This is a genomic window from Lentibacillus sp. Marseille-P4043, assembly GCF_900258515.1.
GTDB lineage: Bacteria > Bacillota > Bacilli > Bacillales > Amphibacillaceae > Lentibacillus_C.
The window spans coordinates 1,999,337-2,025,113 of record NZ_LT984884.1; the positions used below are offsets into that span (position 1 = coordinate 1,999,337).

Here is a 25,777-nt window from a genome sequence, read left to right on the forward strand (position 1 = left end):
AGGCGGTGGTATTATTGACAAAACCAAAAGTTTATTTATCCCCACCACATCTTAGTGGAGATGAGCAATCCTATGTGAAGCAAGCGTTTGACTCTAATTGGATAGCACCACTCGGACCGAATGTAGATGCATTTGAAAAAGAGATGGCAACACTTGTTGGAACGAAAGGAGCAGCGGCAGTGAATTCGGGAACTGCTGCAATTCATTTGGCTCTTTCTTTATTAGGAATAACAAAAGGTGATACCGTATTTTGTTCTACGCTTACGTTTGTGGCAAGCGCAAATCCAATTTTGTATCAGGGCGCCGAACCAGTTTTTATTGATTCAGAACCGGAGTCATGGAATATGTCACCACAGGCATTAAAACGAGCATTTTACCATGCATCGCTAAAAGGGAAGCTGCCAAAAGCAGTTATTGTTGTCAATCTATATGGTCAAAGTGCAAAAATGGAAGAGCTACTACTAATTTGTAATACGTATGGTGTACCTATAATTGAAGATGCTGCTGAATCACTGGGAACGACGTATCAGGGAAAAGCGAGTGGCACATTTGGTCACTTCGGCATTTATTCATTCAATGGCAATAAAATTATCACAACTTCTGGTGGTGGAATGCTCGTATCAAATGATGTAGAAGCCATCCAACGATCACGTTTTTTAGCTAGTCAGGCACGCGATCCTGCACCACATTATCAGCATAGTGTGATCGGCTTTAATTATCGAATGAGCAATCTTTTAGCAGGGGTCGGCAGGGCACAATTGAATGTATTAGGGAATCGAGTAAATGCAAGAAGGAGGATATTTGCACGTTATAAAAATACATTAACAAGTTTACCAGGAGTTACTTTTATGCCGGAACTCAAGGGGACAAAAACAAATCGCTGGCTAACAACATTAACCATTGATGAACAGGAAGCGGGAGTAACTGTGAATCAACTGTTAGAGGCATTTCACAAAGAAAATATTGAAGCGCGACCAGTATGGAAACCACTTCATATGCAGCCCCTTTTCCAGGGGGTCAGATACTTTCCACACAATGAAAATACACATGTAGCTGAACATCTATTTGCAACAGGCTTATGTCTTCCATCTGGATCAAACCTAACAGCTGATGAGCAACAACGCGTTATTACTTGTATAAAAGAAGAGTTTAGCAGACCAATTCTAACTAAAAGTCTTTTGATTTCAAGAAAATACGGGGTATAAAACAATGATTGGAAAAAATATTCAGCGTATCCGCAAAAAGAAAGGGCTCACTTTATCTGAGTGTGCAGAACGTGCAAAAATATCCAAGTCGTACTTAAGTAATATCGAACGGAATTTAAATCATAATCCGTCCATCCACATCATCGAAAAAATTGCAACAGCTTTGGGAGTTGAATTACGAACATTAATTGGATCAGGACTTGAAGCTCAACTTTTCCTAGAAAATGAATGGTTGGAATTTGTAAATGACTTGAAGAAATCAGGAATTAGGAAAGATCAACTACAGGAGTATAAAAAGGTGATTGAATTTGCGAAATGGCAGAAAAGGCAATCAGAAAAAGAATAAGAATAAAAAATCATCTGTTAATAAGAGGAGAGTTAAAGATGCTTGAGGTAAGTCGAATTCCCAAACGTATTCACTACTGCTGGTTTGGAGAAAAGGAAAAACCAGCAGTAGTGAACAAGTGTCTGAAAAGCTGGAGAAAACATTTAGTTGATTACGAGATTATCGAGTGGAATGAAAAGAACTTTAACGTAAATTGTAATCTGTATGTTAAAGAAGCTTATGAGTCAAAAAAGTTTGCCTTTGTTAGTGATTATGTTAGGGTTCACGCTTTATATAATGAGGGTGGAATTTATTTAGATACGGATGTTGAAGTGTTCCAGTCGTTTGATGACCTTTTACATCACCATTCGTTTTGGGGGTTTGAACAGGAAAACTATATTGCGACAAGTACTATAGGGGCAGAAAAAGGAAATGAACTAATAAAGATTTTTTTGGATTCGTATCAAGATAAAACTTTTAACAAAGGGGATGGATGTCTTGATCAATTAACGAATGTAGCGATTGTAACCACTATTATGAAACAAATGGGTGTCAAACTGGATGGAAGCTATCAGAAACTTGTTGGATTAGGAACTTTTTATCCCCAAACGTATTTTTCACCTTATGATTATATTAATTGTAGAAAATTCATCACAGAAAAGACTTATACGATACATCATTTTTATAAAAGCTGGTTATCTCCTAAAGAAAGGTTGAAAGGAAATTTAAAAGTATTCATATCTAGAATTATCGGCGGGGAAAACATTTATAGAATTAGAAAAGCAGTATCTCGAATAGGTGGTTAGTATGAAAAATATTTTGATCGCCTCCTTTGATCTGGAAATAGGAGGTGTGGAAAGAAGCCTGATTAGTATGCTCGATCATTTCGATTATGACAATTACAAGGTTGATTTGATGTTATATAGACATCAAGGGGATTTTATGAACTTGCTTACAACGGAAGTAAATTTATTAAAAGAAATACCACAATATGCAACGTTCAGAAAGTCAATCAGTGACATCATCAAAGAACGACATTTTAGGATTGGTATGACTAGAATTTTGTCTAAGTTAAGTGCTTATGTAAAAGGCAAAATGAATTCAGATAATGAGTCCGGATATTATCAAATGCAACTGATGTGGAAATATGCATTATCTTATCTGCCAAAAATAAATCATCCATATGATGTAGCAATCAGCTATTTGTGGCCACATTATTTTATCGCTGAAAAGGTTCAGGCGAAAAAGAAAATTGCATGGATACATACAGATTATTCCACCGTGACTACAGACGTCAGCATGGACTTGAAGGTGTGGAAAAAATTTGATCATATCATTGCTGTTTCAGAGGCATGTGGCGAATCATTTTTGCGAAAATATCCTGAACTGGAGGAAAAAGTAAAGGTAATTGAAAATATTGCCTCCCCTGAACTGATAAAAAAATTGGCAGATGAAAAAGTGGATAACCCAATGGTTGATGATGATCGGTTTAAAGTGGTTACCGTTGCCCGGCTATCCCATGCAAAAGGGATCGATCAAGCAGTGAAGGCATTAAAATTATTAAGAAACAAAGAATATGAGAATATCGTTTGGTATGTAATTGGGTATGGTGGCGATGAAGGAATGCTGAGGAAGTTGATCAGGGAAAACGACCTTACAGACAATTTTATTTTATTGGGTAAAAAATCGAATCCCTATCCGTTTATGAAGGCAGCAGATCTTTATGTGCAACCTTCGAGATATGAGGGGAAGGCGGTTACGGTTGGTGAGGCGCAAATCCTCGCAAAGCCGGTGCTGATAACAAATTACCCGACTGCGCAAAGTCAGGTAAGGGATAAGTTTGATGGCTCAATTTGCGACTTGTCTGTTGAAGGAATAGCGGATGGAATTGAAAGGTTATACAAGAACATCGATCAGAGGAAACAGTTGGCAAATAGCTGTAAAAAGCTAGACTATCACAATAACAATGAATTAGAAAAATTGTACAATATGTTTGATTTCGCAATATAGATAGGTGGAGAGGCTGCAGTGAAAAAAAGTATCCTTTTTGTGATTGATTCTTTACATTGTGCAGGAGCGGAAAAAAGCTTAACAACACTTTTAGGTTTATTGGATTATCAACAGTATTCAGTAGACGTATTATTGTTTGCTCATGGAGGAGAATTTGAATCATTAGTTCCAAAAGAAGTAAATATTTTAAGTCCTCTAGCGTATACTAGATTTTCAAATTTGAGGTTTTCTGAATCTGTCATACAAGCCCTAAAGACCACTGAATTTAAAATGTTAAAGTCAAGAATGAAGTATTCGTACAAAATAAGAACGAAAAAGAGAACGATACCGCAAGAAGCTAGATTATATTGGGAAAATGTTTCAGGAGTAATAGAAGATAATTCTAAAGTATATGATATTGCAATCAGTTATGCTCAAGGTGTTCCAACGTTTTATGTAGCAGATAAAGTTAAAGCGATAAAGAAAATTGCCTGGGTGAATACTAGTTATAATTTAGAAATGAAAGAGAGAGAGTTTCAGAAGCCTTTTTATGATCAGTTCACAAATATAATAACCGTTTCACATTCAGCAAAAGCAATCTTTTTAGAAACATATCCTTTTTATTCAGATAAAGTGGAGGTTATTTACGATATAAATAACCCTGACTTTATTGTAGAGAGAGCACGATCAGAAAATAGTTATGAAGATGAGTTTGATGGAATTAGAATTCTAACTATTGGTAGATTGGATGAAGGCAAAGGATATGATATCGCTTTGGAAGCCTGCAAAAAATTAAAAGAAACAGGCTTGAATTTTAGATGGTATGTACTAGGAAAAGGTCCTTTAAAAAAGGAAATTAACGGGTTAATACGAAGACATGATTTATTGGATCATTTTATTTTGTTAGGTGTTGAAGCAAACCCATATCCGTTTATCAAAGATGCGGATATCTATGTACAGACATCTAGGTTTGAAGGATTTGGCCTTGCTATTGCTGAGGCACGCATGCTAAATATCCCTGTAGTTTGTACGAATTTTGGTGCAGCAGCGAATCAAATGAAACATGAGAAAAACGGGCTTGTTGTTGAGATGAATGCAGAATCTGTTAAAGACAGTGTTTTAAGGCTAATAAATGATAGTCAATTAAACCAACGTATTGTTCATTATTTACAAACGGAAAAGAAGGGAAATCTAGAAGAATTAGACAAAATTTATCGATTAATAGGAGCAAACCAATGAAGAAAAAGGTAGTATTCATGGTTATTAATATGAATGTAGGTGGAACAGAAAAAGCATTGCTGAATATGATCGCGGAAATGCCAGAAACCAAGTTTGATATAACCGTTTTAATGTTAGAGGAATATGGAGGATTTTTGCATGAAGTCCCAAGTAGAGTAAATGTGGTGTTTGCTCAGGAATATCCTAAAATAAAAGACCTTTTAAATAAACCAACCAAAACCATGATAATAAAGCTTTTTAAAGAAGGTAAAGCGGTAAAGGCGATGAAAATATTCCTGGTTTATTTTCTGTCAAAAATGGCGAATAACAGGAGTATTTTCTTTAAATATATATTGAAAAAGGAACCTCCTATTAATGATCACTATGATATTGCTGTAGCTTATGCGGGCCCGATGGACTTCATAAGCTATTTTGTTATTAACAAAATCAAGGCTAGAAAGAAGATTCAATGGATTCATTTTGATATTACTAAAATAGGATTTAATAAGGCATACGCTAAAAGACTCTATCAAAAGTTTGACAATATATATGTTGTATCGAAAGAAGGGAAGGCCAAATGTGTTCAAGTATTACCGGAATTAAGTGGGAAAATAGATGTTTTTTCTAATCGATATTCTCCAGACCTGGTAGTAAGGAGGGCGGAAGAAGGGCCGGGATTTGTAGACAACTTTAAGGGGATAAGAATCCTTACGGTTGGTCGGCTTAGCAAAGAAAAAGGTCAGGATTTAGCTATACCTGTGCTAGCTATGTTAAAAGAGCAGGGGTATGATGTCAGATGGTATTGTATTGGTGATGGAAATGCTAGAGAAGAATATGAACAACTTATTAAAGAATATGGTCTCGAAAATGACTTTTTGCTATTAGGCGCTAAAACAAACCCATATCCTTTCATGAAACAGTGCAATATATATGTTCAACCGTCACGACATGAAGGATATTGCATAACCCTTTCAGAAGTTAAATGCTTCCATAAGCCAATCGTAAGCACAGAATTTACAGGCGTTTATGAGCACATTACACATGGTGAAACAGGGTTAGTCGTGAACTTTAATAAAGAGGATATGTACGATGCGATTAAACGATTCATGCAGGATTTACATATAGATTTGATTGCTGAAACGGTGGGGGATCGTAAATGAAGAAAAAAATATTGTTTATGGTAACAACGATGGATGTTGGTGGAGTAGAGAAGTCCTTGCTTTCCTTGCTCTCTGTATTGCCGAAAGCAAAGTATGACGTAACGGTTTTGTTCCTGGATAAACAAGGGGATTTATTACAGGCCATCCCAGACTGGGTAAAGGTAGAGGAAGTTAACTGGTATGAAAATGTATGGGCCAACATTATAACGCCGCCACCACAGATCCTTCGAAATTATCTCGATGGAAAAAACTATATCAAAGCGTTTTCCTTTGGATTCACCTATTTTCTATCAAGAGAATTGAATAATAGATATCTATATTATAAACATATCTTTAAGCGTGTACCTAAGAACCCAACTAAATATGATATTGCAATTGCATTTCAAGGCCCGACAGACATGATCGATTATTATATTGCGTATAAAGTAGATGCAAAGCAGAAAATTTCCTGGATTCATTTTGATGTATCGGAGCACTATATTGACAAGAATCTGTATGAACGGTTATACAAAAGTTTTGATAAAATATTTGTTGTTTCAAATGAAGCCAGAAAACAATTGATAGCAAAAATTCCCGAATTAGAAGGAAAAACTGAGGTATTAATGAATATTGTTTCTAAAAGGTTCATAACTAAGATGGCAAATGAGACTGTTGAATTTGATGAAAGCTACCAGGGTATTCGCATTGTAACGGTAGGAAGACTTGCGATGGAAAAAGGGCAAGACATTGCTATAAAGACCTTATCGAGGCTCCGTAAAGATGGATATGACGTAAAGTGGTATTGTATCGGTGATGGAGAGCATAGGGGGAAATATAAAGATGTAATTAATGAGTTTAATTTAAACAGTGAATTCATTTTATTAGGATCTAAATTAAATCCATATCCATATATAGCACAGTCTGATATTTATGTGCAGCCATCACGACATGATGGGTATTGTATAGCATTGGCTGAAGCTAAATGTTTAAATAAGCCAATTGTTGCTACAAATTTTATTGGAGCATATGAACAAATTATAAACGGAGAGAATGGTTGGATCGTAAGTACATCACAAGATGCATTGTATAAGAAAATAAAATTTCTCATCGATCACCCAAATCAACAAGCTAAACTTATAGAGAATTTATCAAAAACTGAAATTGACACAACTTCAGAGGTAGATAAGTTAATTAATTATATAAAGGTGTGAAGACATTGAAAGAAGTAATCAAAAAATTACTAGTTCTTTTTGACAAAAGAGAAAAGAAAAAATTATTAATCCTATTGGGTATGATGATTGTAGCAGCAATGTTAGAGACACTTGGAATAGGATTGATTGTGCCATTTGTAGGAATTGTAACAAATCCAAATATTGTTAAAGAACAAGCAGTACTATCAGCTATATATGAATTTTTTAAATTTCCATCTTTACATTCATTTATTATTTTCTCGGTAATTATATTGCTTTTTGTTTTTGTCTTTAAAAACCTTTATTTATTTTTATTTAACTATGCACAGATTAGAGTTGTATTAAATCAACAAGTTAAATTGTCGTATAAGTTATTTAAAGAATATTTAACTAAAAATTATTCCTTTCATCTACAACGGAATACGTCAGAACTATTAAGAAATATTAACGATGAAATTCCTACAGTCTTTCAAGGAATTATCATATCATCTTTTCAATTATTTACAGAAATACTTGTTATCACATGTATATCTATTCTGCTTTTAGTAACAGCCCCATTTGCTACTATCATTGCTTCTATTTTATTAAGTGGAAGCATTTTTTTATTCTTCAAGATCTTTCGGCAAAAAATTAAACAGTTAGGTGAGGAAGAACAAAAACTTAAAGGAACGATGATTAAGTGGGTCAATCAAGGACTAGGGGCTACGAAAGAGGTGAAAGTGTCAGGAAAGGAAAACTTTTTTATTAATGCTTATACAGAACAAAGTAGGGCAAAAGCTATCAATAACAGGTATATGAGCATGCTTGAAATAGTTCCACGGATATTTTTGGAAACATTACTGGTTGCTATTGTTCTAATAACGTTACTAATTATTGTTTTTCAAGATATAAATACAACACAACTAGTTTCTACGATGGCTCTATTTGCGATGGCTGCATTTCGACTTATGCCTTCAATTAATCGTGTGATGGGGTTGGTCACTACTATACGCTATAGCCAACCTGCATTGCATGTTGTCTATGAGGATTTGATTCTGACGAAGGAGCAGTTTCAAGATGACGATGACAAAGAGGTAATGAATATTGAAAAAGATAAGCGAGTGTTCCGTGATTGTATACAATTGAATGATGTTTCATTTCACTATCCGGATCAAGAAGAATACTCAGTTAAGGATGTCTCATTAACAATTCCGATTGGTCAGTCAGTTGCTTTTATTGGAGAGTCCGGTGCTGGGAAAACAACACTTGTTGATATAATATTGGGATTGTTCCGTCCAGAGAAAGGAAACGTATTGGTAGATGGTAAAAAATTATCGGAACAAAAAGCATTATGGCAAAATAAAATAGGATACATTCCACAATCTATATACCTGTCTGACGATACTATTCGAGGTAATGTTGCTTTCGGTCTAGACGGTGATATGATTGACGATCAAGCGGTTTGGAGTGCATTAGAACAAGCACAACTAAAGGATTTCGTTAATGGGCTTCCAAAAAAATTAGATACGTTTGTGGGGGAAAATGGAATCAGATTATCAGGTGGTCAACGTCAACGAATTGGCATCGCAAGGGCTTTATACCATAATCCGGAAATATTATTCATGGATGAAGCAACATCATCGCTTGATAATGAGACAGAAAAAGAGATAATGAAGGCGTTCGATGGGTTGAAGGGAAATAAAACGTTAATTATTATTGCACATAGACTTAGTACCATTGAAAACTGTGACATCGTGTTTAAGATCAATAAAGGTAGACTTATATCGGCAACCAACAAATTAGCTGAATCAATTATGTAAACATGGGGGGATGCTTACATTAAGTAAATGAATAGGGGGAGACTAAATTGAGAGTAAATAGAATGGTAAAATACTATGATATATACGATTTATTTGTTTCAACAGAAAAGAATTGCTTGATATTGGGATGGTTACTATTATTCAGGACTAGGCCATTTAATCTACATGTGCCTGCTCGTAGATCCTATTTAAGAAAAATTCCGGGAAAGTTCATCAAAATCTTCAGAGTTACTAATTTAGTATTCAGACTCTTTCTTTTGAAAAATGTTTATAGAAAAACGAATAATAATTTTATCAATGTTCCATTCGATGGGCATGTGGTTTTGGAAACCTCGGAAGGATATAAGGTATTTGACCTTAAAAGAAGATTAGTTGCGACCCAATATAACAAAGAACATCAAGGAGAAATATTTGATGGGATTGCTAAAAAATTGAAGGAAATTTCAAAATATGATGTTTCATCAACATTAAAATCTATTGATTATCAACGTAGATGTATATATGAAGAGTACTTAAATCTTTACAAAGCAAATAACTTTTATCCCTTCTCAACGTATTTTAATGAACGAATTTTACCTATATGGGAACGAAATAAAGAACGGTTTCCAAAAAGAAAAATTGATGTTAAAACATATATATTAAATCAGGAATCTTTCATCTTGAAGAGTATAAATCAGTATAAAGAAAAAGGGCATAGCCAGGAAATAGTAGACTATATACGGAATTATACGAAAGAGCTTTCAGCAGGATTGTTGGCGAAAAAAAGTATAAATACTATTAATTTAAGTTTGACGCATGGAGATATGCACTACAAGAATATTTTATTAAGCAAAAAAGACGGATTAATGATTGATTGTAATACGATTAAGGAAAGATCGATATTTCATGATTTTTTTTATATGCTTTTTTACAATTTGTTTAAGGATAGTACGATTAGCTATCATGAGTTTGCAGACAAGTTGGATGCATGCTTTGCTAAAATAGCTATACGATCTCAAGGTGAAAATAGTGAACTAGGTAACCAATTTACTATACATGAAAACGATTTTTATAGAAGGCTATTTTATTTAGAGTATGTTTCACTAGCGTTTGAATTCAATATCAATATATATAACGATAAGGATCAAGTTCAGGAAGGGCTAAGTTATTATTATGGTCATATTAAATTATTAAAAGATGTGGAAAGTAATATATCATCGAGAAGTTTAGGGAATTCAGAAATTGTTAGTTAAGTAACCTGGGGATCAATGCTCCAGGTTTATTATTTCACTTTAAGAAATCATAAAATTTCACAGTATTAAATTATAAGAAAAAGGGAGTGCTTTATTTGTCTATTGTTAAAAGTTCTATTGCTAAATTAGTCAATCGAAATATTGGATTAGATAATCTAATTAAACTAATTGAGTATGGTAGAGGATTGTACAGATATCCAAACAACATGATAGGGAGAAATTTATCTCAAGATCTAGAGGATAATGCTGATATTCTTGTCATTGCTGCACATCCTGATGATGAAGTTTTAGGTGTCGGAACAACATTACATAGGCATAGAAAAAATGGCGATAACGTTGCAGTTACATACGTAACGAATGGAGCCGGGGGGAAAGGCTCGACCTGGAAGTTTAAAACTGAGGTAACAAAGAATATTGCAGCGATCAGATATAAAGAAGGGGTACAGGCATTATCACTGATTAATATCCCGAGAAAAAACGTATTTTGCCTTGGTTATCCAGATTTAGGGATGCATCGTTATATAAAGGATATTGCAACAGATGTTCATATGTTAATTGAAAAATTAAATCCACAAAAAATATATGTTCATTGTATTGAAGGCGGTCATGGTGATCATGATATGACAAGTTTTATTGTTAAATCTGTCTGCAGTAAATTAGGATTTCACAATGTATTTGAATGGGCGGAATATAATAAAAGGCAGGTAATAGGCACAAAGGAAATTAACTTTAAATACTCACGAACAACTAATTCGAAGGAAACAATTATCAACATATCCAATGAGGAGAGATCTTTGAAAAAGAGGATGCTAGCTTATCATGAATCTCAAGGTGTGGTGGAACATTATATGATGGGAGAGGCTATTCGGCAGGCAAACGTAAGTGATTTAGAAAAGGAGTTGTTCGAATATTCCCGTTATCCTAAGGAAAGATTAAAACCAGTTGTAAATAAAATTGGAAGCGTTCTGTAAATATAATTCCTGTAATATTTGAGTATCTTTCATGTATTGACAGAAAAGTGAAAAGATGATAATTTTACACTTCGGTTCTTAATTGGGAACTATATAGAGTTGATCGTCCAATTTTTTAATAGATAAGTTCTTTATAATGAACTAAATGATTCTTGAAAGGGGGTGAGATAATGAAAAATGAATGGAAAAAGCCAGTATTGGAAGACTTAAGTGTGAACATGACGATGAAAGGCAATGGTCATGGTCACGGTTGGGTTGACTCGGGTGAAGACTCAGGCGATGACGTATTAGGTAGTTAACTTATCATTCTAGTTTACCTACATAACCAACCTATTTTTATAAAAATAGGTTGGTTAAAAAATCAATGATGGGAGAACAGAATAGATGACGAATAGTGCAGGGCATTACGTCTATAAAGCATTTGGACTGACAATTAAAAGTGAAATTTTGCTGCCAGAGGTACCTCAATCAAAGCAATTTGAAGACGTGAAAGATGTTGTGATAGAAAGAGCAGATTTGACATCCATGTGGGCTGAGCTGTCGGAGGAAAATGAACGGTTTGCGATAAAAGATGATATATGTATGTTTAAGGTTGATAGGGTGGCTATTTACTTTATTCAAGGAGGAAATAAGATCATCGTGTCCCCATTGGAAGGTGCTAATGAAGACCAAATACGGCTATTCATTCTAGGGACTAGTATGGGAGCGTTATTAATGCAAAGAAAGGTTCTTCCATTACATGGAACTGCGTTGTTCATGGAGGGAAAGGCATTTGCGATAATGGGATCTTCTGGTGCTGGGAAATCGACGCTTGCTTCCGCTTTTTTAAAGAAAGGTTATCAACTTATTAGTGATGATCTGATTCCAATCACGTTTAATGAAGATGGTATTCCCTTTGTGACATCGGCATATCCGCAACAAAAACTATGGCAGGCAAGCTTGAATCAATATGGAATGGATGTAGAACATTATCGTCCCCTTATTGATCGAGCAACTAAATTTGCTATTCCAGTCGTAGATCAGTTTGCAGCAGGCCGTTTCCCACTTGCTGGTGTATTTGAACTCACTAAAACGATGGATGATGAAATTGAGATGTATCCAATTCAAAAACTAGACCGCTTGCATACGTTGTTTAGGCACACATTTCGCAAATCGATCCTTGCTCGTTCCGGCTTACTTGAATGGCACTTTAGAACCGTTACAAAAATGGCTAATAAAATCGATCTCTTTCATTTGCGAAGACCGGCATCCCGGTTTACTGCCTATGATTTAGCTGATTTAATCGAAACAAAACTGTTTAAGGGAGGAAAAGGTAATGAGAAAAAGCCAAAATCTTATGTTGAATCAATTGGTTAAACAAGGGAGCGATAGCATTGTAAGTGATATGGGTGGAGAGAAGGTTATGTTAAGTATTCCCAACAGTAAGTACTATAATTTAGGAGAAATAGGTGGTGAGATCTGGGAACGGATTAAGAGTCCAATTTCTATCAAGGAATTAATACATACATTAACAATTGATTATGAGGTCGAACAAAGCACGTGTAAGGAGCAGGTTCTAGCCTTCTTGAATCGATTGTTTGAAGAAGATTTAATCCAGGTTGAGGAATCTGCATCATAATTTTTAGAAAGGAATAATGAACCTTATGAAAAAAATAAGGATTTTATTCTCACTTAATTGGAAAACGAAGAAGTTATTAACGGAAGCTCTTTTTTACTTGGGGTGGGCGCGAATACTTAAACTAATGCCGTTTTCACTAGTCTCACCTACATTAGGTGAAAAAATGGAAGAGACGACTTTAGTTACTAACTCAGCGAACGCAAGGATATTGAAACGTGTATCCGAGGCCGTACATATTATGAGTCGCCACACTTTTTGGGAAAGTCAATGTTTGGTAAAAGCAATTGCCGGGCAGAAAATGTTACACAGACGCAAAATTGAATCCACATTATACCTAGGAACTGCGAAAGATGAGAATGGTGATTTTATTGCACATGCCTGGTTACGCAGTGGTTCATTTTATGTTTCAGGCTCTGAAGGTATGGAGCGTTTTACGGTAATTGCTAAATTCGCAAAGACGGCTAAACTCAACAATGTAGAAGGTGAAAACTATGGATAACACGCTATATCTGACCAACATCCCTAGAGAGTTAAAATTAATTGTTGAATTGTTGAAAGAGGGAAATGAAACGTATGTACAAGAACATCAGGAAAAATTATGCAAGGACATCGATTGGGATCTTTTTATAAAACAAGTAAAGCATCATCGTGTTTATCCATTACTCGATTCAAAAGTTAGATTACTAGATGAGCGATTTGTACCGGTTCATGTCCGGAAATTTTTAAGCAATCAATACAAAAGAAATACATTTCAAATGCTTAACCTAGCTGCGGAAATGGAGTGTGTAAGTAAATTATTTGAAGAGCAAATTAGGCTTCTTTTTTTGAAAGGGCCTATACTTGCTCAAAACTTATATGGTGATATTTCTCAACGCACATCCAGTGATTTAGATATTCTTATTCCGATTAATCAGTTACAACTTGCCGATAAATTACTAAAAGGGATCGGCTATGAGAAAGATGATTATATTCAAACCGTGCTATATGACTGGAAATGGCGCCATCATCACGTCACCTATTTTAACCCGCAGAAAAATATCAAATTGGAAATTCATTGGCGGCTACATCCCGGGCCTTGTAAAGAACCGAAATTTGATGAGCTTTGGAAACGAAGGAATAGCTGTGCACTTACAACAACTCCTGTTTATCTGCTTGGTACAGAAGATCTGTTTCTATTTCTAGTTTCACACGGGGCTCGTCATGGATGGTCACGACTACGCTGGTTACTGGATATTAATCAGCTAATAAAGCGAGATATAGATTGGAAAAAAGCGTATACGTTATTAAAGAAGAATCATCAACTTCATGTTGGGGGACAGGGATATATTTTAGCATCGGAGCTCTTTAATTCTGTGGCTTTAAATAAAATAGAACCATTGTTAACGAAACGTGCAAAACGATTGGCGCAAGAGGCAGTATTTTATCTGGAGAATATGGTGAATCTACATACGAATCCTGTCCCCGAAAAAATATCACGTTATCATAAACGGCATTTGTTTTCCTTAATGCCTATTCAGCAAAAGTTTCTTTTCATTTTAAGCTTTTTATATCCGTATCCAGAAGATGCTGAAACATTGCCATTACCGAAAAAACTTCACTTTCTATATTTTCCGTTACGGCCGATTTTATGGGCGATAAGGAAACGGAAGAAACATGCATTACCCTAGGGGGATACAGATGTGAAAAATGTTATTTATTTTTTGAAACAAATACATGCTTATGCTGGGAAAAAGCTTTACTTTAACCTTATCGGAATGATGCTGATGAGTTTGTTGGAAGGTGTTGGGATTCTATTGCTAATTCCAATGATTAGCATGAGTGGAATTGTCGAATTAGACGCAGGGGAAACACCGTTATTACGTATTTTTAGTATTTTTCAAGACATTCCGATTGGTTTGGGGTTGCCACTTATCCTAGGTATTTATGTTGCAATTGTTATTGGTCAAAACTTGCTGCAACGACAAATAGCTATTCGTAATGCAACCATTCAGCAAGGATTTTTAAGACATTTACGTGTCGAAACATATAGTGCTGTGCTTCATTCAAATTGGGATTTTTTTATAAAAAAGCGAAAGTCAGATCTTATCAATCTATTAAAATCGGAAATTGCTCGGTCTAGTTCTGGAACAAATTCACTACTGCTATTTATGACATCGCTCATTTTTACATGCGTACAAATTGGTCTAGCATTTTTCCTTTCCCCTAATATAACCATCTTCGTATTAGTATGTGGTTTAGTGTTGATCTTTTTTAATCGCAAATTCTTGAAAAGGTCATTGGCATTAGGCGGGAAAAATTATGAATTGGGAAAAAGTTATTTAGCAGGTATAATTGATCAAATAAATGGGATTAAGGAAATAAAAAGCAATACATTAGAAGAAACAAGAATGGATTGGTTTCATAATATCACAAAGAATATGCAGGATGAACAAGTGAATTACACGAAATTGAAAACAACATCTCAATTATATTATAAAGCTGCATCTGCTATCTTAATTGCAGCTTTCATATTTATCGCGGTGAATATGTTTAATGCCCAAGGTGGCCAACTAATGTTAGTCATTGTTATTTTTTCGAGACTGTGGCCGCGAGTTGCGGATATCCAAGCATCTATGGAAAAAATAGCCACAACATTACCATCTTTTCAAGCAGTAAAAGAATTGCAGCATGAATGTAAACAAGCAATCGAAATTGGGTGTGGGAAGAATCAACATGTTGAGCCTTTCTGTCTTATGAAGGAAATTGAATGCCGCAATGTCTCTTTTCGTTACAACCAAAATGAATCGGATTATGCGTTAACTGATATTAATGTAACAATACCAGCTAAGCAAATGACTGCGTTTGTCGGGAAATCTGGTGCTGGAAAGAGTACGTTAATCGATTTAATAATGGGTCTCAATCAACCTGAAAAAGGGAAAGTTTTGCTTGATGGGATCCCGTTGGCCAGTGAAAACTTATTATCATTGCGGAATGCGATAAGCTACGTTTCCCAAGACCCGTTTCTCTTTAATGAAAGTATTCGAGATAACTTAATGATGGTTCAACCGACTGCTAGTGATGAGCAATTATGGGAAGCATTGGCATTCTCATCGGCGGCAGCGTTTGTAGGTAACCTTCCCAATGGTTTAGACACACTGATTGGCGATCGCGGAATTAAGTTGTCTGGAGGGGAGCGGCAACGACTTGTATTAGCACGGGCTATTTTACGAAATCCATCTATCCTTGTATTGGATGAGGCAACAAGTGCTCTTGATACCGAAAATGAAGCAAAAATACAAGAGGCACTTGAGGGATTAAAAGGGAAGATGACTGTAATTGTTATTGCTCACCGTCTATCAACGATCCAAAATGCCGATCAAGTTATTGTTTTGGACCAGGGGGAGGTCATTCAAAAAGGGGGTTTTATGCAGCTTGCTAAGGAAAAAAGAAGCATGTTTAGCCACCTGTTAAGCAATCAAATGGAGGTAATTCGATAATTTTGTATGGTATCTGCATCACTTTATTTTCTTGGGGCGATCCGTAGTGAAAAAAATAGTTAAGATTTTGATCGGTATTCTAATTGTGCTTACTGTTCTGACTGTTTACGTAGTCTGGGATAATAATCGCATAACGATAGAAAAACAAGAAATAGTCATAGAGGATCTTCCAGAACAATTGGCAGGGTTTTCCGTAGTGCAAATTACTGATCTGCATGAAAAGGAATTTGGAGAAAATCAAAAAAGACTGATAGAGGCTATTAATTCGATTCAGTATGATGCACTTGTTTTTACCGGTGATATGCTGGATGGAAGCGAAAGTACAAACTATAAACCTTTCTATTCCATAGTGGAAGGCATAAATAATAAAGAAAATATGTTTTATGTACCTGGAAATGCTGATCCAGAGAGCTATCAGACAGATCCGGTTTTTGAAAAAAGTGAGTTCGTTAAAGGAATGGAAAAGCGGGGAGTAACGTTTTTAGAGTCTATCGATACCATTCAAGTAGATGGAGCAAACGTTCATTTTGTTAATTTTGAACTATCAATTATGGATGGGAAAACAGGCGTCAATACAGGGATACCAGCACCAAATTATGCAACAGATGAACAATTTCTTACCCATCAAAAACAATTGCTGAAGGAAATGACCACATTGGGTGATTTGCAGAATCCAAATGTTGTGATTGCGCTCGATCATTACCCTGTTGTTGATACTCGAATTGACCATATTATGAATATGTCTGATTTGGCATTGCGAGATTATGATCTGTTAATAGCAGGTCATTATCATGGAGGGCAAATCAGACTTCCTTTTTTTGGTGCGCTATTTGTTCCAGAAGCTTGGGATGAAAACAGTGGTCTTTTCCCACCGGGCGATCGAGTAAAGGGGTTGTGGGAATATGAGGGAGTGAAGCAATATGTTAGTACTGGCCTAGGGAGTAGTGATGCCATTTCCTTTTTAAAATTCCGCTTATTTAACCCGCCGCAAATCAATGTGTTGACACTAAAAGAAGGATGAAAGTTATGAGCGGATGGTGCATGTCGCAATGGGAACAATCCGATACCAGAGGATTGTTCCCAAAACATCAACCCGAAACCCAAAACATCAACCCGAAACCCAAAACATCAACCCGAAACCCAAAACATCAACCCGAAACCCAAAACATCAACCCGAAACCCAAAACATCAACCCGAAACCCAAAACATCAACCCGAAACCCAAAACCCGAAAAGCAAAACATCAACCCGAAAAGCAAAACATCAACCCGAAAAGCAAAACATCAACCCGAAAAGCAAAACATCAACCCGAAAAGCAAAACATCAACCCGAAAAGCAAAACATCAACCCGAAACCCAAAACATCAACCCGAAAAGCAAAACATCAACCCGAAAAGCAAAACATCAACCCGAAAAGCAAAACATCAGCCCGAAAAGCAAAACATCGGCGCGAGAAGCAAAACATCGGCGCGAGAAGCAGTCACCCTAGCCCCAATAAAAAAGCTCCCAAGACGATCAACTGTCTTGAGAGCAATTTTCCAAAAACTATTTACGAAAATCTTTCATGATATCTGTTGCTTTTTCAACTGCAAAACTGCTTCCACCTTTGTCCTCTGTATGCTCAATCATCATAGCAATTAGGATATCCTGTTCATCAGTTGGATAACCGACGAACCAGCCATTTTCTTGGCCAGATTTTTCATCGGCAGTTTTTTTCAGTTCAGCTGTTCCTGTTTTACCGGATATGGCAAAGTCGGCATTTCTCGCCCCTTTGGCTGTACCTTTTGGTGATTCAACAACTTTTCGTAAAGCATCTTGAATGACATCTGCCTGCTCACTTGTGATAAGGTCTTTTTGCCATACTTGACCGGTTTCCTTATCTGCAAGTAATACAGGTTTCAACATGTTTCCATCGTTTAGGAATGATGTATATGCCATGGCAAGGTGGAGTGGGCTGACTTGTATTTGTCCTTGGCCATAGCTTGAATCAGCTAATTGAACTTCATTATCAAATTTCCCGCTTGATGAAATAGTAGATTTTTCAAGTGGGTAGTCAAACGGTATAGCTTCACCAAAACCATATTGTTTCAGGCCTTTCGCATATGCCTCGGCACCCATGTCAACTGCTTTCATGGCAAAATAAATATTATCGGAGCGGATTAGTGCATCTGTAACGTCAACTGGCCCATTTGAGCTTGATACACGATGAACTTTATAGTCGCCCCAGCCTTCTCCATTACTCCAATCAAGTCCATTGATTTCAATTCCTTCACCAGGAACAATACTGCCATCGTTTAGGCCAACTGCTGCTGTAATTGGCTTCATCACAGATCCTGGGGCAAATGTTGCGGAAAAACGATTGATCAATGGTTGCTGCGGATCATCTTGCATTTTATTCCAGGTGGTTTGATTAACGCCGAAAAGTAACTCGTTTGGATCGAATGCTGGACTGCTGACAAGTGCTAATGTTTCGCCTGTTTTAGGGTCGACTGAAGCTGTTGTTCCAGCTTCTCCATCATAGGATGCATAAATTTTCTCCTGTAGATCAACATCAATGGTTGTTTGCACATTTTCACCGTCTTGAACTTCCTTTTCTGCTAGGATAATATCATCCTCACCTTCTTTGGAAACGGTGATGGTTACGCCTTGTTCTCCTTTTAATTTCGCTTCATAAAGTTGTTCCAGGCCACGTTTTCCGATCATGTCGTTTGTGCTATACTCACCAGGCTCTTGTTCTTCTAATTCCTCGGCCGTTATCTTTCCGATGTAGCCGACTAAATGTGCTGCTGCTTCACCGGAGGGATATACACGCCCTGTTACTTCGCGTCCCATAACTGGATCTAGTCCCCACAATTGACTTAGGACATCTTCTTTAGATTTCGGCACTTTTTTTAGTGGTACAAATAAGTCTGGTTCAACCCAGTCCGCATTTAAATCTTTATCCATTTCATCAACGGACATTCCTAATAAACCGGCAATTTTCTTTTTCATTGCATCGGAATTCTCGCCTAACTTTTCAGGAATAACCCCGATCTCATAAGCGATATCATTGATGGCTAATGGCATTTTGTTACGGTCCAATATTTCTCCACGCTTAGGTGCTACTGTGTCAATACCAATTTTCCCACCATTTTTAATCGCTGGAAAAATGAAACCTGGATTCCACTGGACATACCAATTTTCTTTATCATCTTCACCTTCTTTTACAAGTGTTGCTTTGTAGTCAAAAGAAATAGGACCAGCAATTGATTGCATCTTTACGGTTATTGGAAATGTTGCTTTTCCTTTATCCATTGCACTTTCCAATTTTTCTTCATTTAATTTCTTATAGGTTACCTTTAAATCTGAAATTCCAAGGTCCTTATAAATCTTTTTATATCGATCAACAAATTTTTCAGTTGGATATTTCTCGGCTGATTTGTTGGAAACCATGTCATACATTTCGCTGAATTTTTGATCATTCCAATGCTTCACATATGTATCGAAACGATCTTGTGGTGTTGCTTCATCATCCGAACATGCAGCGAGAATGAGGAATAACAATATGGTCAAAAGTGTAATTATTTTTTTCATGTGAAACCCCCTCAATCAAACAACTTCTACTTCTATCATAACATTTTCTTCGCCTACGAACATGGATAAAGAATGGAAAAGTCAGTCTAGAAATTTTTACATGACGACTTGTTATTATCACTTTGCATCCGTGTGACTCTGAATTTCTGTTGTGATGCGATTAAATTCCTCTTCGGACACCATATAATACCATTTATCAAGTCTTTTACCTGTTCCATTCATTTCAATTGTTTTCATATCCTTACGGGTTCCGCGGTAATCACGAAATAGTGCCTGCAGCTGATCCATGTTGAGGTTAGTTTTTACATTGTCTCCAAGAATTTCCAGAATGTCACCAATTTTGGTAATGCTGGAAAAACTGGCTGCTTCATTCATCGCCGCTGTAATAACACTGCGTTGTCGCTCATTACGTCCCAAATCACCACGGGGGTCGTCTTTACGCATTCGTATATATTTTAATGCTGCTTCACCGTTCAGATGAATATCGCCAGTAGAAAAAGTTGCGCCTCCTTGGGAAAAAGCTTGATTATTCATAACAGTTACCCCATCTAAAGCGTCAATTCCTTGTTTAAATCCTTCCATATTCACTTTTGTGTAATAATGAACTGGGACATCAAAAGCCTCTTCGACTGTCTTAATCGATAATCCCACATCGCCAAATGCATATGCATGATTTATTTTATCCATTCCATATCCAGGGATGTTAACGTAAGTGTCACGCGGTATACTAAGCATTAATAACGAATCGGTCTTCGGGTTTAGTGACAGAAGAATCATCGTGTCCGAACGTCCTTTGTCATTTTTTCGCTCATCTACTCCAAGTAGTAGAATATTAACGGATTTGGTCTTGCTGAAAATGGATTCTAATTCTCTCTGTCGATCCGGATCTTCATCACGAGAGAGTGGGTCATGCATAACGGCTACCGTATCTCCAACTTTGTCAAACAAATAAAAAAGATATCCACCAATTAGTACAATCAAAGCAATAAGTATGCCACCAACCCAAAACGGCCATTTTCTTTTTTTCTTCATTTTTTTCTTTTCTAGTCTTGATTCCATAAGTATTCTCCTCTTGGTCAAAAGTAATAATCCTGGTTAAATTATAACGAATTATCTGAAATCAGTCTATGTAGTTCATATGTATGCCTTCCTTTTGGTGAGTATTATTTACTATATGTTCATTATAAAACATTAATCGTTCTTTATAAAGCAAGATAAATCAAGAAATAGAAAGATATTTTGCGATAATTCACGAAAAGTAGATAATAATTACGGATTTTAGTTGTTTTTCAAGGTTCCAAAAGTTAGTAATTTGTCCTATACTTATGTTGTTAGTTCTTTATGAAGAACAAGTAATGCTATTTAACGTCCGCTGTTTTAACAACAAATACGTCATGCAATAGGCGGAACCGGATATAGATAAAGCGCGTAATAAAAGTTTTGTATTATTAGCATATGTCCCGTACTTTAGACATATAGTTAAAAAACGATTTGGTTAATCTAATTTCGATTCATGGGTAATTAGTTCTAATTCTTACAAAACTAGTATCATTATGACAAAACAAGACAACCAAAAAAACTGCCAATTGTAGTATAGTAGTCTTATATAACCTACCAGGGTGGAGTGATTAATAGGAAGGTACAGATGTTGGATTGAAACGTCTGATATTTGGGTTACGCACGGAAACTAAATGGGGGACGAGAAAATGATAAAAACAGGTAACAAGACTGGCCTTGATAAAGAGTGGGTTAACCTAATTAAAGAAGCGAAAACAATTGGCCTTACTGTTGATGAAGTTCGATTATTTTTAAAGGATAATCAAAAATAATAAATAGAGATTGTTCAGAAATTCCGGTAACATTGACACATCGATAGGGGGATCTTCAACTAAGTACCGACAATCCCGTGGAAGCCCGTTCTGGTACTCAAAGCTACACCACCTTGAACTTTCGACGCACAGGACGTGCTAGTGTCAGCGTTTCTGGCAGGACACCAGCGGATTTAGCCGACGCGGTCTTTTTATCCCTTTTTGAACACGCACAAATAGGAAATTTTTTTTAAGGAAATCGTGCTTTATATAGAACCAATATCTTTCTTGTGGTATAATCATCACAGAAAGAGGGTGTGTGGGCTTGATCGGTGAAAAAATAAAACAATTACGCCAGGATAAAAAGATGTCTATTTCCGAACTAGCAGAAAAAGCAGGTGTAGCCAAATCCTATTTAAGTTCAATTGAACGTAACCTTCAAACAAATCCATCCATCCAATTTGTTGAGAAGATTGGTGCGGTATTAGGTGTATCTGCAAATGATTTGATTCGTGATGATCAGGGTTTAGCAGAGGACCAACTAGATGATGAGTGGTTAAAAATTGTACAAGAAGCAATGGAATCTGGAGTATCCAAAGAACAGTTTAAAGAGTATCTCGAATTTAATAAGTGGAGAAATAAACACGGAGAATAGAGGTTTTTAATCATAACGTTACCTGAGGATGTTTTTTACACTCAGGGAAGATATGAATTTTCAAAGGTTCAAGTATAGAAAATTATTCAATATTAAAAACGATAATCGAAAAGAGTCCAGTTATCTTAATCACTTGGCTTCACAGTTGCATATGCTGGAGTAGATGAAATTTCACACTTTTCACTGTGGATGGTGCACCTCTACATGGTGGATGTCTTTCTAAAGGTTTGAAGGCGTTCGCATATCTGTTCAACTTAAATTAAATGAGACGATCAAAAACGAGTGGATGATAACGAATTGTATTAACAGTTAACAATCTGCAACAATTTTTGATAATAACTTATGCTGTTGTTTTGTCGCATGATTTGATTTATTGTTATAAACAGAATTAATATAAGAATAAAGTATCAAAAAAATATCGGCCTTACTATGATGACGTGGTAAATACCGAGACTTTCTAAAAGGCGGGAATATATTGTGGGAGAGCAAGAGCAATATAAAATGATGCTAAAAAAGATGATTGATCAAACCGAGAATTTCAAAATTCAATCATCCGAAGAGTTGATTCAGGCATTGGTTAAAGAACTAACAAGAAGTACTATCGTTTCGGAAAACAGTATCGTAAAATAAGAACAAAAACAACATTTTCGTCTAGATGAGAAAATGTTGTTTTTTAGGTTATCTTGTATAGACAACTATATATCTAGGTGATATAATTTCATATAGAAAACGTTAGTTATGTAAGCGTTTTAAAAACGAAAGGAGTGTTTAACTTGTTAGGTTATTTACAAAGGCTAGGAAAATCGTTAATGCTTCCAATTGCCATGTTACCAGCTGCGGCACTGCTTGTGCGGTTTGGTGCGGATGATTTATTGGATATACCATTTATCACCGCAGCTGGTAATGGAATAATAGAGAATTTAGGACTCATTTTTGCAATCGGTATTGCGATTGGATTTTCGCGAGATGGAAGCGGTGCAGCGGCATTGTCGGGTGCTGTTGGATACCTTGTTTTAGAAGGTGGCTATAAAGCGATAAATAGCGATCTTGATTTGGGCGTATTTGCCGGTATTATTGCCGGTATTGTCGCTGGACATTTATACAATAAGTTTCATGACATTCAGTTACCAGAGTTTTTGGCCTTTTTTGGCGGAAAGCGATTTGTTCCGATTGTCACATCAGTGTTGATGGTTATCATTTCCGGCGTGGTTGGATTCCTATGGGGACCAGTACAAAGCGGAATTGATGCATTAGGTAATTGGTTTATTAGTTCTGGTGCAGTTGGTGTCGGTGCTTACGGTTTCTTTAACCGTTTATTAATCCCAATTGGACTCCACCATGTGATTAATACATTTATTTGGTTTGACTTTGGATCATTTACAGATGCAGCTGGACAAGTTTGGCATGGGGAAATTAATCGTTTCCTAAACGGTGACCCATCTGCAGGATTCTTTATGGCTGGGTTCTTCCCAATCATGATGTTCGGCTTACCAGGTGCATGTCTTGCGATGTATGTGACAGCAAAAAAACATCGTAAAGCAGCAGTTGGTGGGTTTTTAGGTAGTATTGCTCTTACAGCGTTTTTAACTGGTATAACAGAACCAATTGAGTATTCTTTCATGTTCTTATCACCATTATTATATGCTGTACATGCTGTCTTAACCGGATTATCGATGATGATAGCTTTTTGGTTTGGCATAAAAGATGGCTTTGGTTTCTCAGCCGGTTTAATTGATTATTTAATTAACTTAGGTATAGCGACAAAACCATTCTTGCTCTTATTGCAAGGTATTGTTTTCGGTGCGATTTACTTCGTTGTCTTTGTCTTCCTCATTAAGAAGCTTGATTTGAAAACACCAGGTCGTGAGGATGAGGATGAAGACCATGTAGAAGAAAACGAACAAGTTGGTTTACCGAAGAAAGGCAAAGGTACAAAAGATTATGAAGGAAAAGCTTACTATTATTTAACTGCATTAGGCGGACCAGACAATATTGATACACTGGATTACTGTGCAACACGTTTGCGTTTACAAATTAATGATATGAGTAAAATTGATGAAAAGGCATTAAAATATCAAGGTGCTCATGGTGTAATGAAAATCAATAAGAAGAATTTGCAAGTTGTGGTTGGTACAACAGTAGAATTTCTAGCAACTGCGATGCGTAAGCGTATGGACAATAACAATATGCAACCTCCAGTTGAAGCTGATGGACCAGCAGAAGCGCATACGGAGGAAACAACTACAGCAAAACTATCTGGCGATGATTTTGTGATGCCTGTTAAAGGTACCATCATGCCAATCACTGAAGTTCCAGATCAAGTATTTTCACAAAAAATGATGGGAGACGGAATTGCAATCGACCCGGAAGATGGAACGTTCGTCTCACCTGTTGATGGTGAAATTTTAAATGTATTCCCAACGAAACATGCAGTAGGAATTCGCTCTGAACAAGGACATGAAATATTAGTTCATATTGGTTTGGATACTGTGAAACTTGAAGGAAAAGGCTTTGATGTTTATGTGAAAGAGGGAGACACGGTGAAAAAAGGTGATATTTTAGTAAAAGCAGATTTAGCTTACATTAAAGCAAATGCACCATCCGTTATTTCACCAATCGTGTTTACAAACATGGGAGAAAATGACACTATTAAAATTACCCAGCAAGGTATGATTAACGCTGGAATAAAAAATGTAATTGAAATAGAGTAATATAACAAAAGCTAGTGCCAACGAATACGGGCACTAGCTTTTTTGTATGGTTTCTCATTCCTTACCGTTTCATCTGTAATTTGAATTTATATTTATCAGCGCGGTAGGCGGATTTTACATATTCGAGCGGGGAATTCTTGTCATCATTCAAATAGGTTATCCGTTGCATAAGCAGGATTGGGTCGCCATTCTTTAAGTTTAAGTGTTCAATTTCGAAATCATTAGCAATAACTGACTCAATTATTTGATCTCCATGTTTAATGGTGAACTTTAGTTTTTCTTCGATGAATTGGTAAAATGATGATGCAAAATTACTTTCCTGTAAATCTCCAACGATCTTTTTAGGTGTGTAAATCGTTTCTAAAGCCATTGGTTCGTTGTTTGCGAGGCGTATTCGCTTCACCTCGTAAACGGGATCCTTTATTTCCAAATTCAGTAATGAAGCAACTTCCTCTGTTGCCTTTACTAATTGAAAGCTGATTAATTTATTAGCAGGGGTCAACCCACGCGAACGCATATCCTCACTAAAGCTTGTTAAGCCTTGTAAATCCTGTTCAAACTTTTTCTCAGCAATAAATGTACCTTTCCCTTTGCGACGATATAATAGTCCTTCAGCAGCAAGGTTATTAATTGCCTGTCTTACTGTCATTCTGCTAATATCATATTTTTCGGCATATTCCCGTTCAGAAGGTAACAATTCACCTGGGAGTAGTTGTTCTGTATGAATTAATCTTTTTATCTCTTCTTCTAATTGATAGTAGATTGGTAATGGAGAGTTTTTGTTGATCATATGAATCCCCTTCTAACGATTTTACTTGTAATTTTAGCAAATAAAAAAAGTCCTGTATACACCTCTATAAATGTATAGAC

The 25,777-nt window shown here is 36.2% G+C and carries 25 protein-coding genes; 22 read left to right on the forward strand and 3 right to left on the reverse strand.

Features of this window, described 5'->3' with window-relative positions:
• The first annotated feature begins 14 nt into the window (after nucleotides 1-14).
• The 18 genes from C8270_RS09700 (at nucleotide 15) to C8270_RS09785 (ending at nucleotide 17,649) form a co-directional block, all read left to right on the forward strand.
• A complete protein-coding gene (locus C8270_RS09700) occupies nucleotides 15-1,205 on the forward strand; it encodes an aminotransferase class I/II-fold pyridoxal phosphate-dependent enzyme (RefSeq protein ID WP_234028534.1) in 1,191 nt (396 codons plus the stop codon).
• A 4-nt stretch (nucleotides 1,206-1,209) separates the two neighbouring features.
• Complete coding sequence (locus tag C8270_RS09705) at nucleotides 1,210-1,551, forward strand: helix-turn-helix domain-containing protein (protein WP_106496635.1); 342 nt, start codon at nucleotides 1,210-1,212, stop codon at nucleotides 1,549-1,551.
• Between the two features lie 38 nt (nucleotides 1,552-1,589).
• Nucleotides 1,590-2,336, forward strand: coding sequence for a glycosyltransferase family 32 protein (locus tag C8270_RS09710; RefSeq protein ID WP_106496636.1), 747 nt, complete (start codon nucleotides 1,590-1,592; stop codon nucleotides 2,334-2,336).
• A gap of 1 nt (nucleotide 2,337) precedes the next feature.
• Nucleotides 2,338-3,540, forward strand: coding sequence for a glycosyltransferase (locus C8270_RS09715; RefSeq protein WP_106496637.1), 1,203 nt, complete (start codon nucleotides 2,338-2,340; stop codon nucleotides 3,538-3,540).
• An 18-nt stretch (nucleotides 3,541-3,558) separates the two neighbouring features.
• A complete protein-coding gene (locus tag C8270_RS09720; protein ID WP_106496638.1) occupies nucleotides 3,559-4,758 on the forward strand; it encodes a glycosyltransferase in 1,200 nt (399 codons plus the stop codon).
• A 17-nt stretch (nucleotides 4,759-4,775) separates the two neighbouring features.
• Nucleotides 4,776-5,897: a glycosyltransferase gene (locus C8270_RS09725; RefSeq protein ID WP_234028535.1), complete on the forward strand. Its 1,122-nt coding sequence runs from the start codon at nucleotides 4,776-4,778 to the stop codon at nucleotides 5,895-5,897.
• Entirely contained in the window at nucleotides 5,894-7,087 is a 1,194-nt protein-coding gene (locus C8270_RS09730; RefSeq protein ID WP_234028536.1) for a glycosyltransferase, read from the forward strand. The genes C8270_RS09725 and C8270_RS09730 overlap by 4 nt, the downstream gene beginning before the upstream one ends.
• Nucleotides 7,084-8,865 (forward strand): ABC transporter ATP-binding protein, encoded by a 1,782-nt coding sequence (locus tag C8270_RS09735; RefSeq protein ID WP_234028537.1) that lies wholly within the window; start codon nucleotides 7,084-7,086, stop codon nucleotides 8,863-8,865. The genes C8270_RS09730 and C8270_RS09735 overlap by 4 nt, the downstream gene beginning before the upstream one ends.
• 47 nt (nucleotides 8,866-8,912) lie before the next feature.
• Nucleotides 8,913-10,097 (forward strand): hypothetical protein, encoded by a 1,185-nt coding sequence (locus C8270_RS09740; protein WP_106496641.1) that lies wholly within the window; start codon nucleotides 8,913-8,915, stop codon nucleotides 10,095-10,097.
• Nucleotides 10,098-10,192: 95 nt separating this feature from the next.
• On the forward strand, nucleotides 10,193-11,068 hold the full coding sequence (locus C8270_RS09745; RefSeq protein ID WP_106496642.1) for a PIG-L deacetylase family protein: 876 nt from the start codon (nucleotides 10,193-10,195) through the stop codon (nucleotides 11,066-11,068).
• A 170-nt stretch (nucleotides 11,069-11,238) separates the two neighbouring features.
• Nucleotides 11,239-11,367, forward strand: coding sequence for a paeninodin family lasso peptide (locus C8270_RS09750; RefSeq protein ID WP_106496643.1), 129 nt, complete (start codon nucleotides 11,239-11,241; stop codon nucleotides 11,365-11,367).
• A gap of 85 nt (nucleotides 11,368-11,452) precedes the next feature.
• Nucleotides 11,453-12,424, forward strand: coding sequence for an aldolase (locus tag C8270_RS09755; protein ID WP_106496644.1), 972 nt, complete (start codon nucleotides 11,453-11,455; stop codon nucleotides 12,422-12,424).
• On the forward strand, nucleotides 12,384-12,686 hold the full coding sequence (locus tag C8270_RS09760; RefSeq protein ID WP_106496645.1) for a lasso peptide biosynthesis PqqD family chaperone: 303 nt from the start codon (nucleotides 12,384-12,386) through the stop codon (nucleotides 12,684-12,686). Before C8270_RS09755 ends, C8270_RS09760 begins: the two co-directional genes overlap by 41 nt.
• Before the next feature lie 16 nt (nucleotides 12,687-12,702).
• Nucleotides 12,703-13,185, forward strand: a complete 483-nt coding sequence (locus C8270_RS09765) for a lasso peptide biosynthesis B2 protein (protein WP_106496646.1) — start codon at nucleotides 12,703-12,705, stop codon at nucleotides 13,183-13,185.
• Nucleotides 13,178-14,353 (forward strand): nucleotidyltransferase domain-containing protein, encoded by a 1,176-nt coding sequence (locus C8270_RS09770; RefSeq protein ID WP_106496647.1) that lies wholly within the window; start codon nucleotides 13,178-13,180, stop codon nucleotides 14,351-14,353. The genes C8270_RS09765 and C8270_RS09770 overlap by 8 nt, the downstream gene beginning before the upstream one ends.
• A gap of 12 nt (nucleotides 14,354-14,365) precedes the next feature.
• A complete protein-coding gene (locus tag C8270_RS09775) occupies nucleotides 14,366-16,162 on the forward strand; it encodes an ABC transporter ATP-binding protein (protein WP_106496648.1) in 1,797 nt (598 codons plus the stop codon).
• Nucleotides 16,163-16,208: 46 nt separating this feature from the next.
• Nucleotides 16,209-17,183: a metallophosphoesterase gene (locus tag C8270_RS09780; protein WP_158701688.1), complete on the forward strand. Its 975-nt coding sequence runs from the start codon at nucleotides 16,209-16,211 to the stop codon at nucleotides 17,181-17,183.
• Between the two features lie 28 nt (nucleotides 17,184-17,211).
• On the forward strand, nucleotides 17,212-17,649 hold the full coding sequence (locus C8270_RS09785; RefSeq protein ID WP_158701689.1) for a hypothetical protein: 438 nt from the start codon (nucleotides 17,212-17,214) through the stop codon (nucleotides 17,647-17,649).
• 56 nt (nucleotides 17,650-17,705) lie between these two features.
• Here the strand turns inward: C8270_RS09785 and C8270_RS09790 are convergent, their stop codons facing one another.
• Nucleotides 17,706-19,733: a penicillin-binding transpeptidase domain-containing protein gene (locus C8270_RS09790; RefSeq protein ID WP_106496651.1), complete on the reverse strand. Its 2,028-nt coding sequence runs from the start codon at nucleotides 19,731-19,733 to the stop codon at nucleotides 17,706-17,708.
• A gap of 117 nt (nucleotides 19,734-19,850) precedes the next feature.
• The gene (locus C8270_RS09795) at nucleotides 19,851-20,792 is read right to left on the reverse strand and encodes an LCP family glycopolymer transferase (RefSeq protein WP_106496652.1); all 942 of its coding nucleotides are present in this window, start codon (nucleotides 20,790-20,792) and stop codon (nucleotides 19,851-19,853) included.
• Between the two features lie 647 nt (nucleotides 20,793-21,439).
• Between C8270_RS09795 and C8270_RS09800 the strand changes: the two genes are divergently transcribed.
• The 4 genes from C8270_RS09800 to nagE all read left to right on the forward strand — a co-directional run bounded on the left by C8270_RS09800 (nucleotide 21,440) and on the right by nagE (nucleotide 24,907).
• Nucleotides 21,440-21,562, forward strand: coding sequence for an anti-repressor SinI family protein (locus C8270_RS09800; protein ID WP_106496653.1), 123 nt, complete (start codon nucleotides 21,440-21,442; stop codon nucleotides 21,560-21,562).
• 304 nt (nucleotides 21,563-21,866) lie between these two features.
• Nucleotides 21,867-22,196 carry a helix-turn-helix domain-containing protein gene (locus C8270_RS09805; protein ID WP_106498505.1) on the forward strand — a complete coding sequence of 110 codons (330 nt, stop codon included), beginning with the start codon at nucleotides 21,867-21,869 and terminating at the stop codon, nucleotides 22,194-22,196.
• A gap of 477 nt (nucleotides 22,197-22,673) precedes the next feature.
• On the forward strand, nucleotides 22,674-22,826 hold the full coding sequence (locus tag C8270_RS20275) for a hypothetical protein (RefSeq protein WP_199794669.1): 153 nt from the start codon (nucleotides 22,674-22,676) through the stop codon (nucleotides 22,824-22,826).
• Between the two features lie 143 nt (nucleotides 22,827-22,969).
• Nucleotides 22,970-24,907, forward strand: a complete 1,938-nt coding sequence (nagE, locus tag C8270_RS09810) for an N-acetylglucosamine-specific PTS transporter subunit IIBC (protein WP_106496654.1) — start codon at nucleotides 22,970-22,972, stop codon at nucleotides 24,905-24,907.
• Nucleotides 24,908-24,968: 61 nt separating this feature from the next.
• Here the strand turns inward: nagE and C8270_RS09815 are convergent, their stop codons facing one another.
• Nucleotides 24,969-25,697, reverse strand: coding sequence for a GntR family transcriptional regulator (locus C8270_RS09815; protein WP_106496655.1), 729 nt, complete (start codon nucleotides 25,695-25,697; stop codon nucleotides 24,969-24,971).
• Nucleotides 25,698-25,777: the final 80 nt, after the last annotated feature.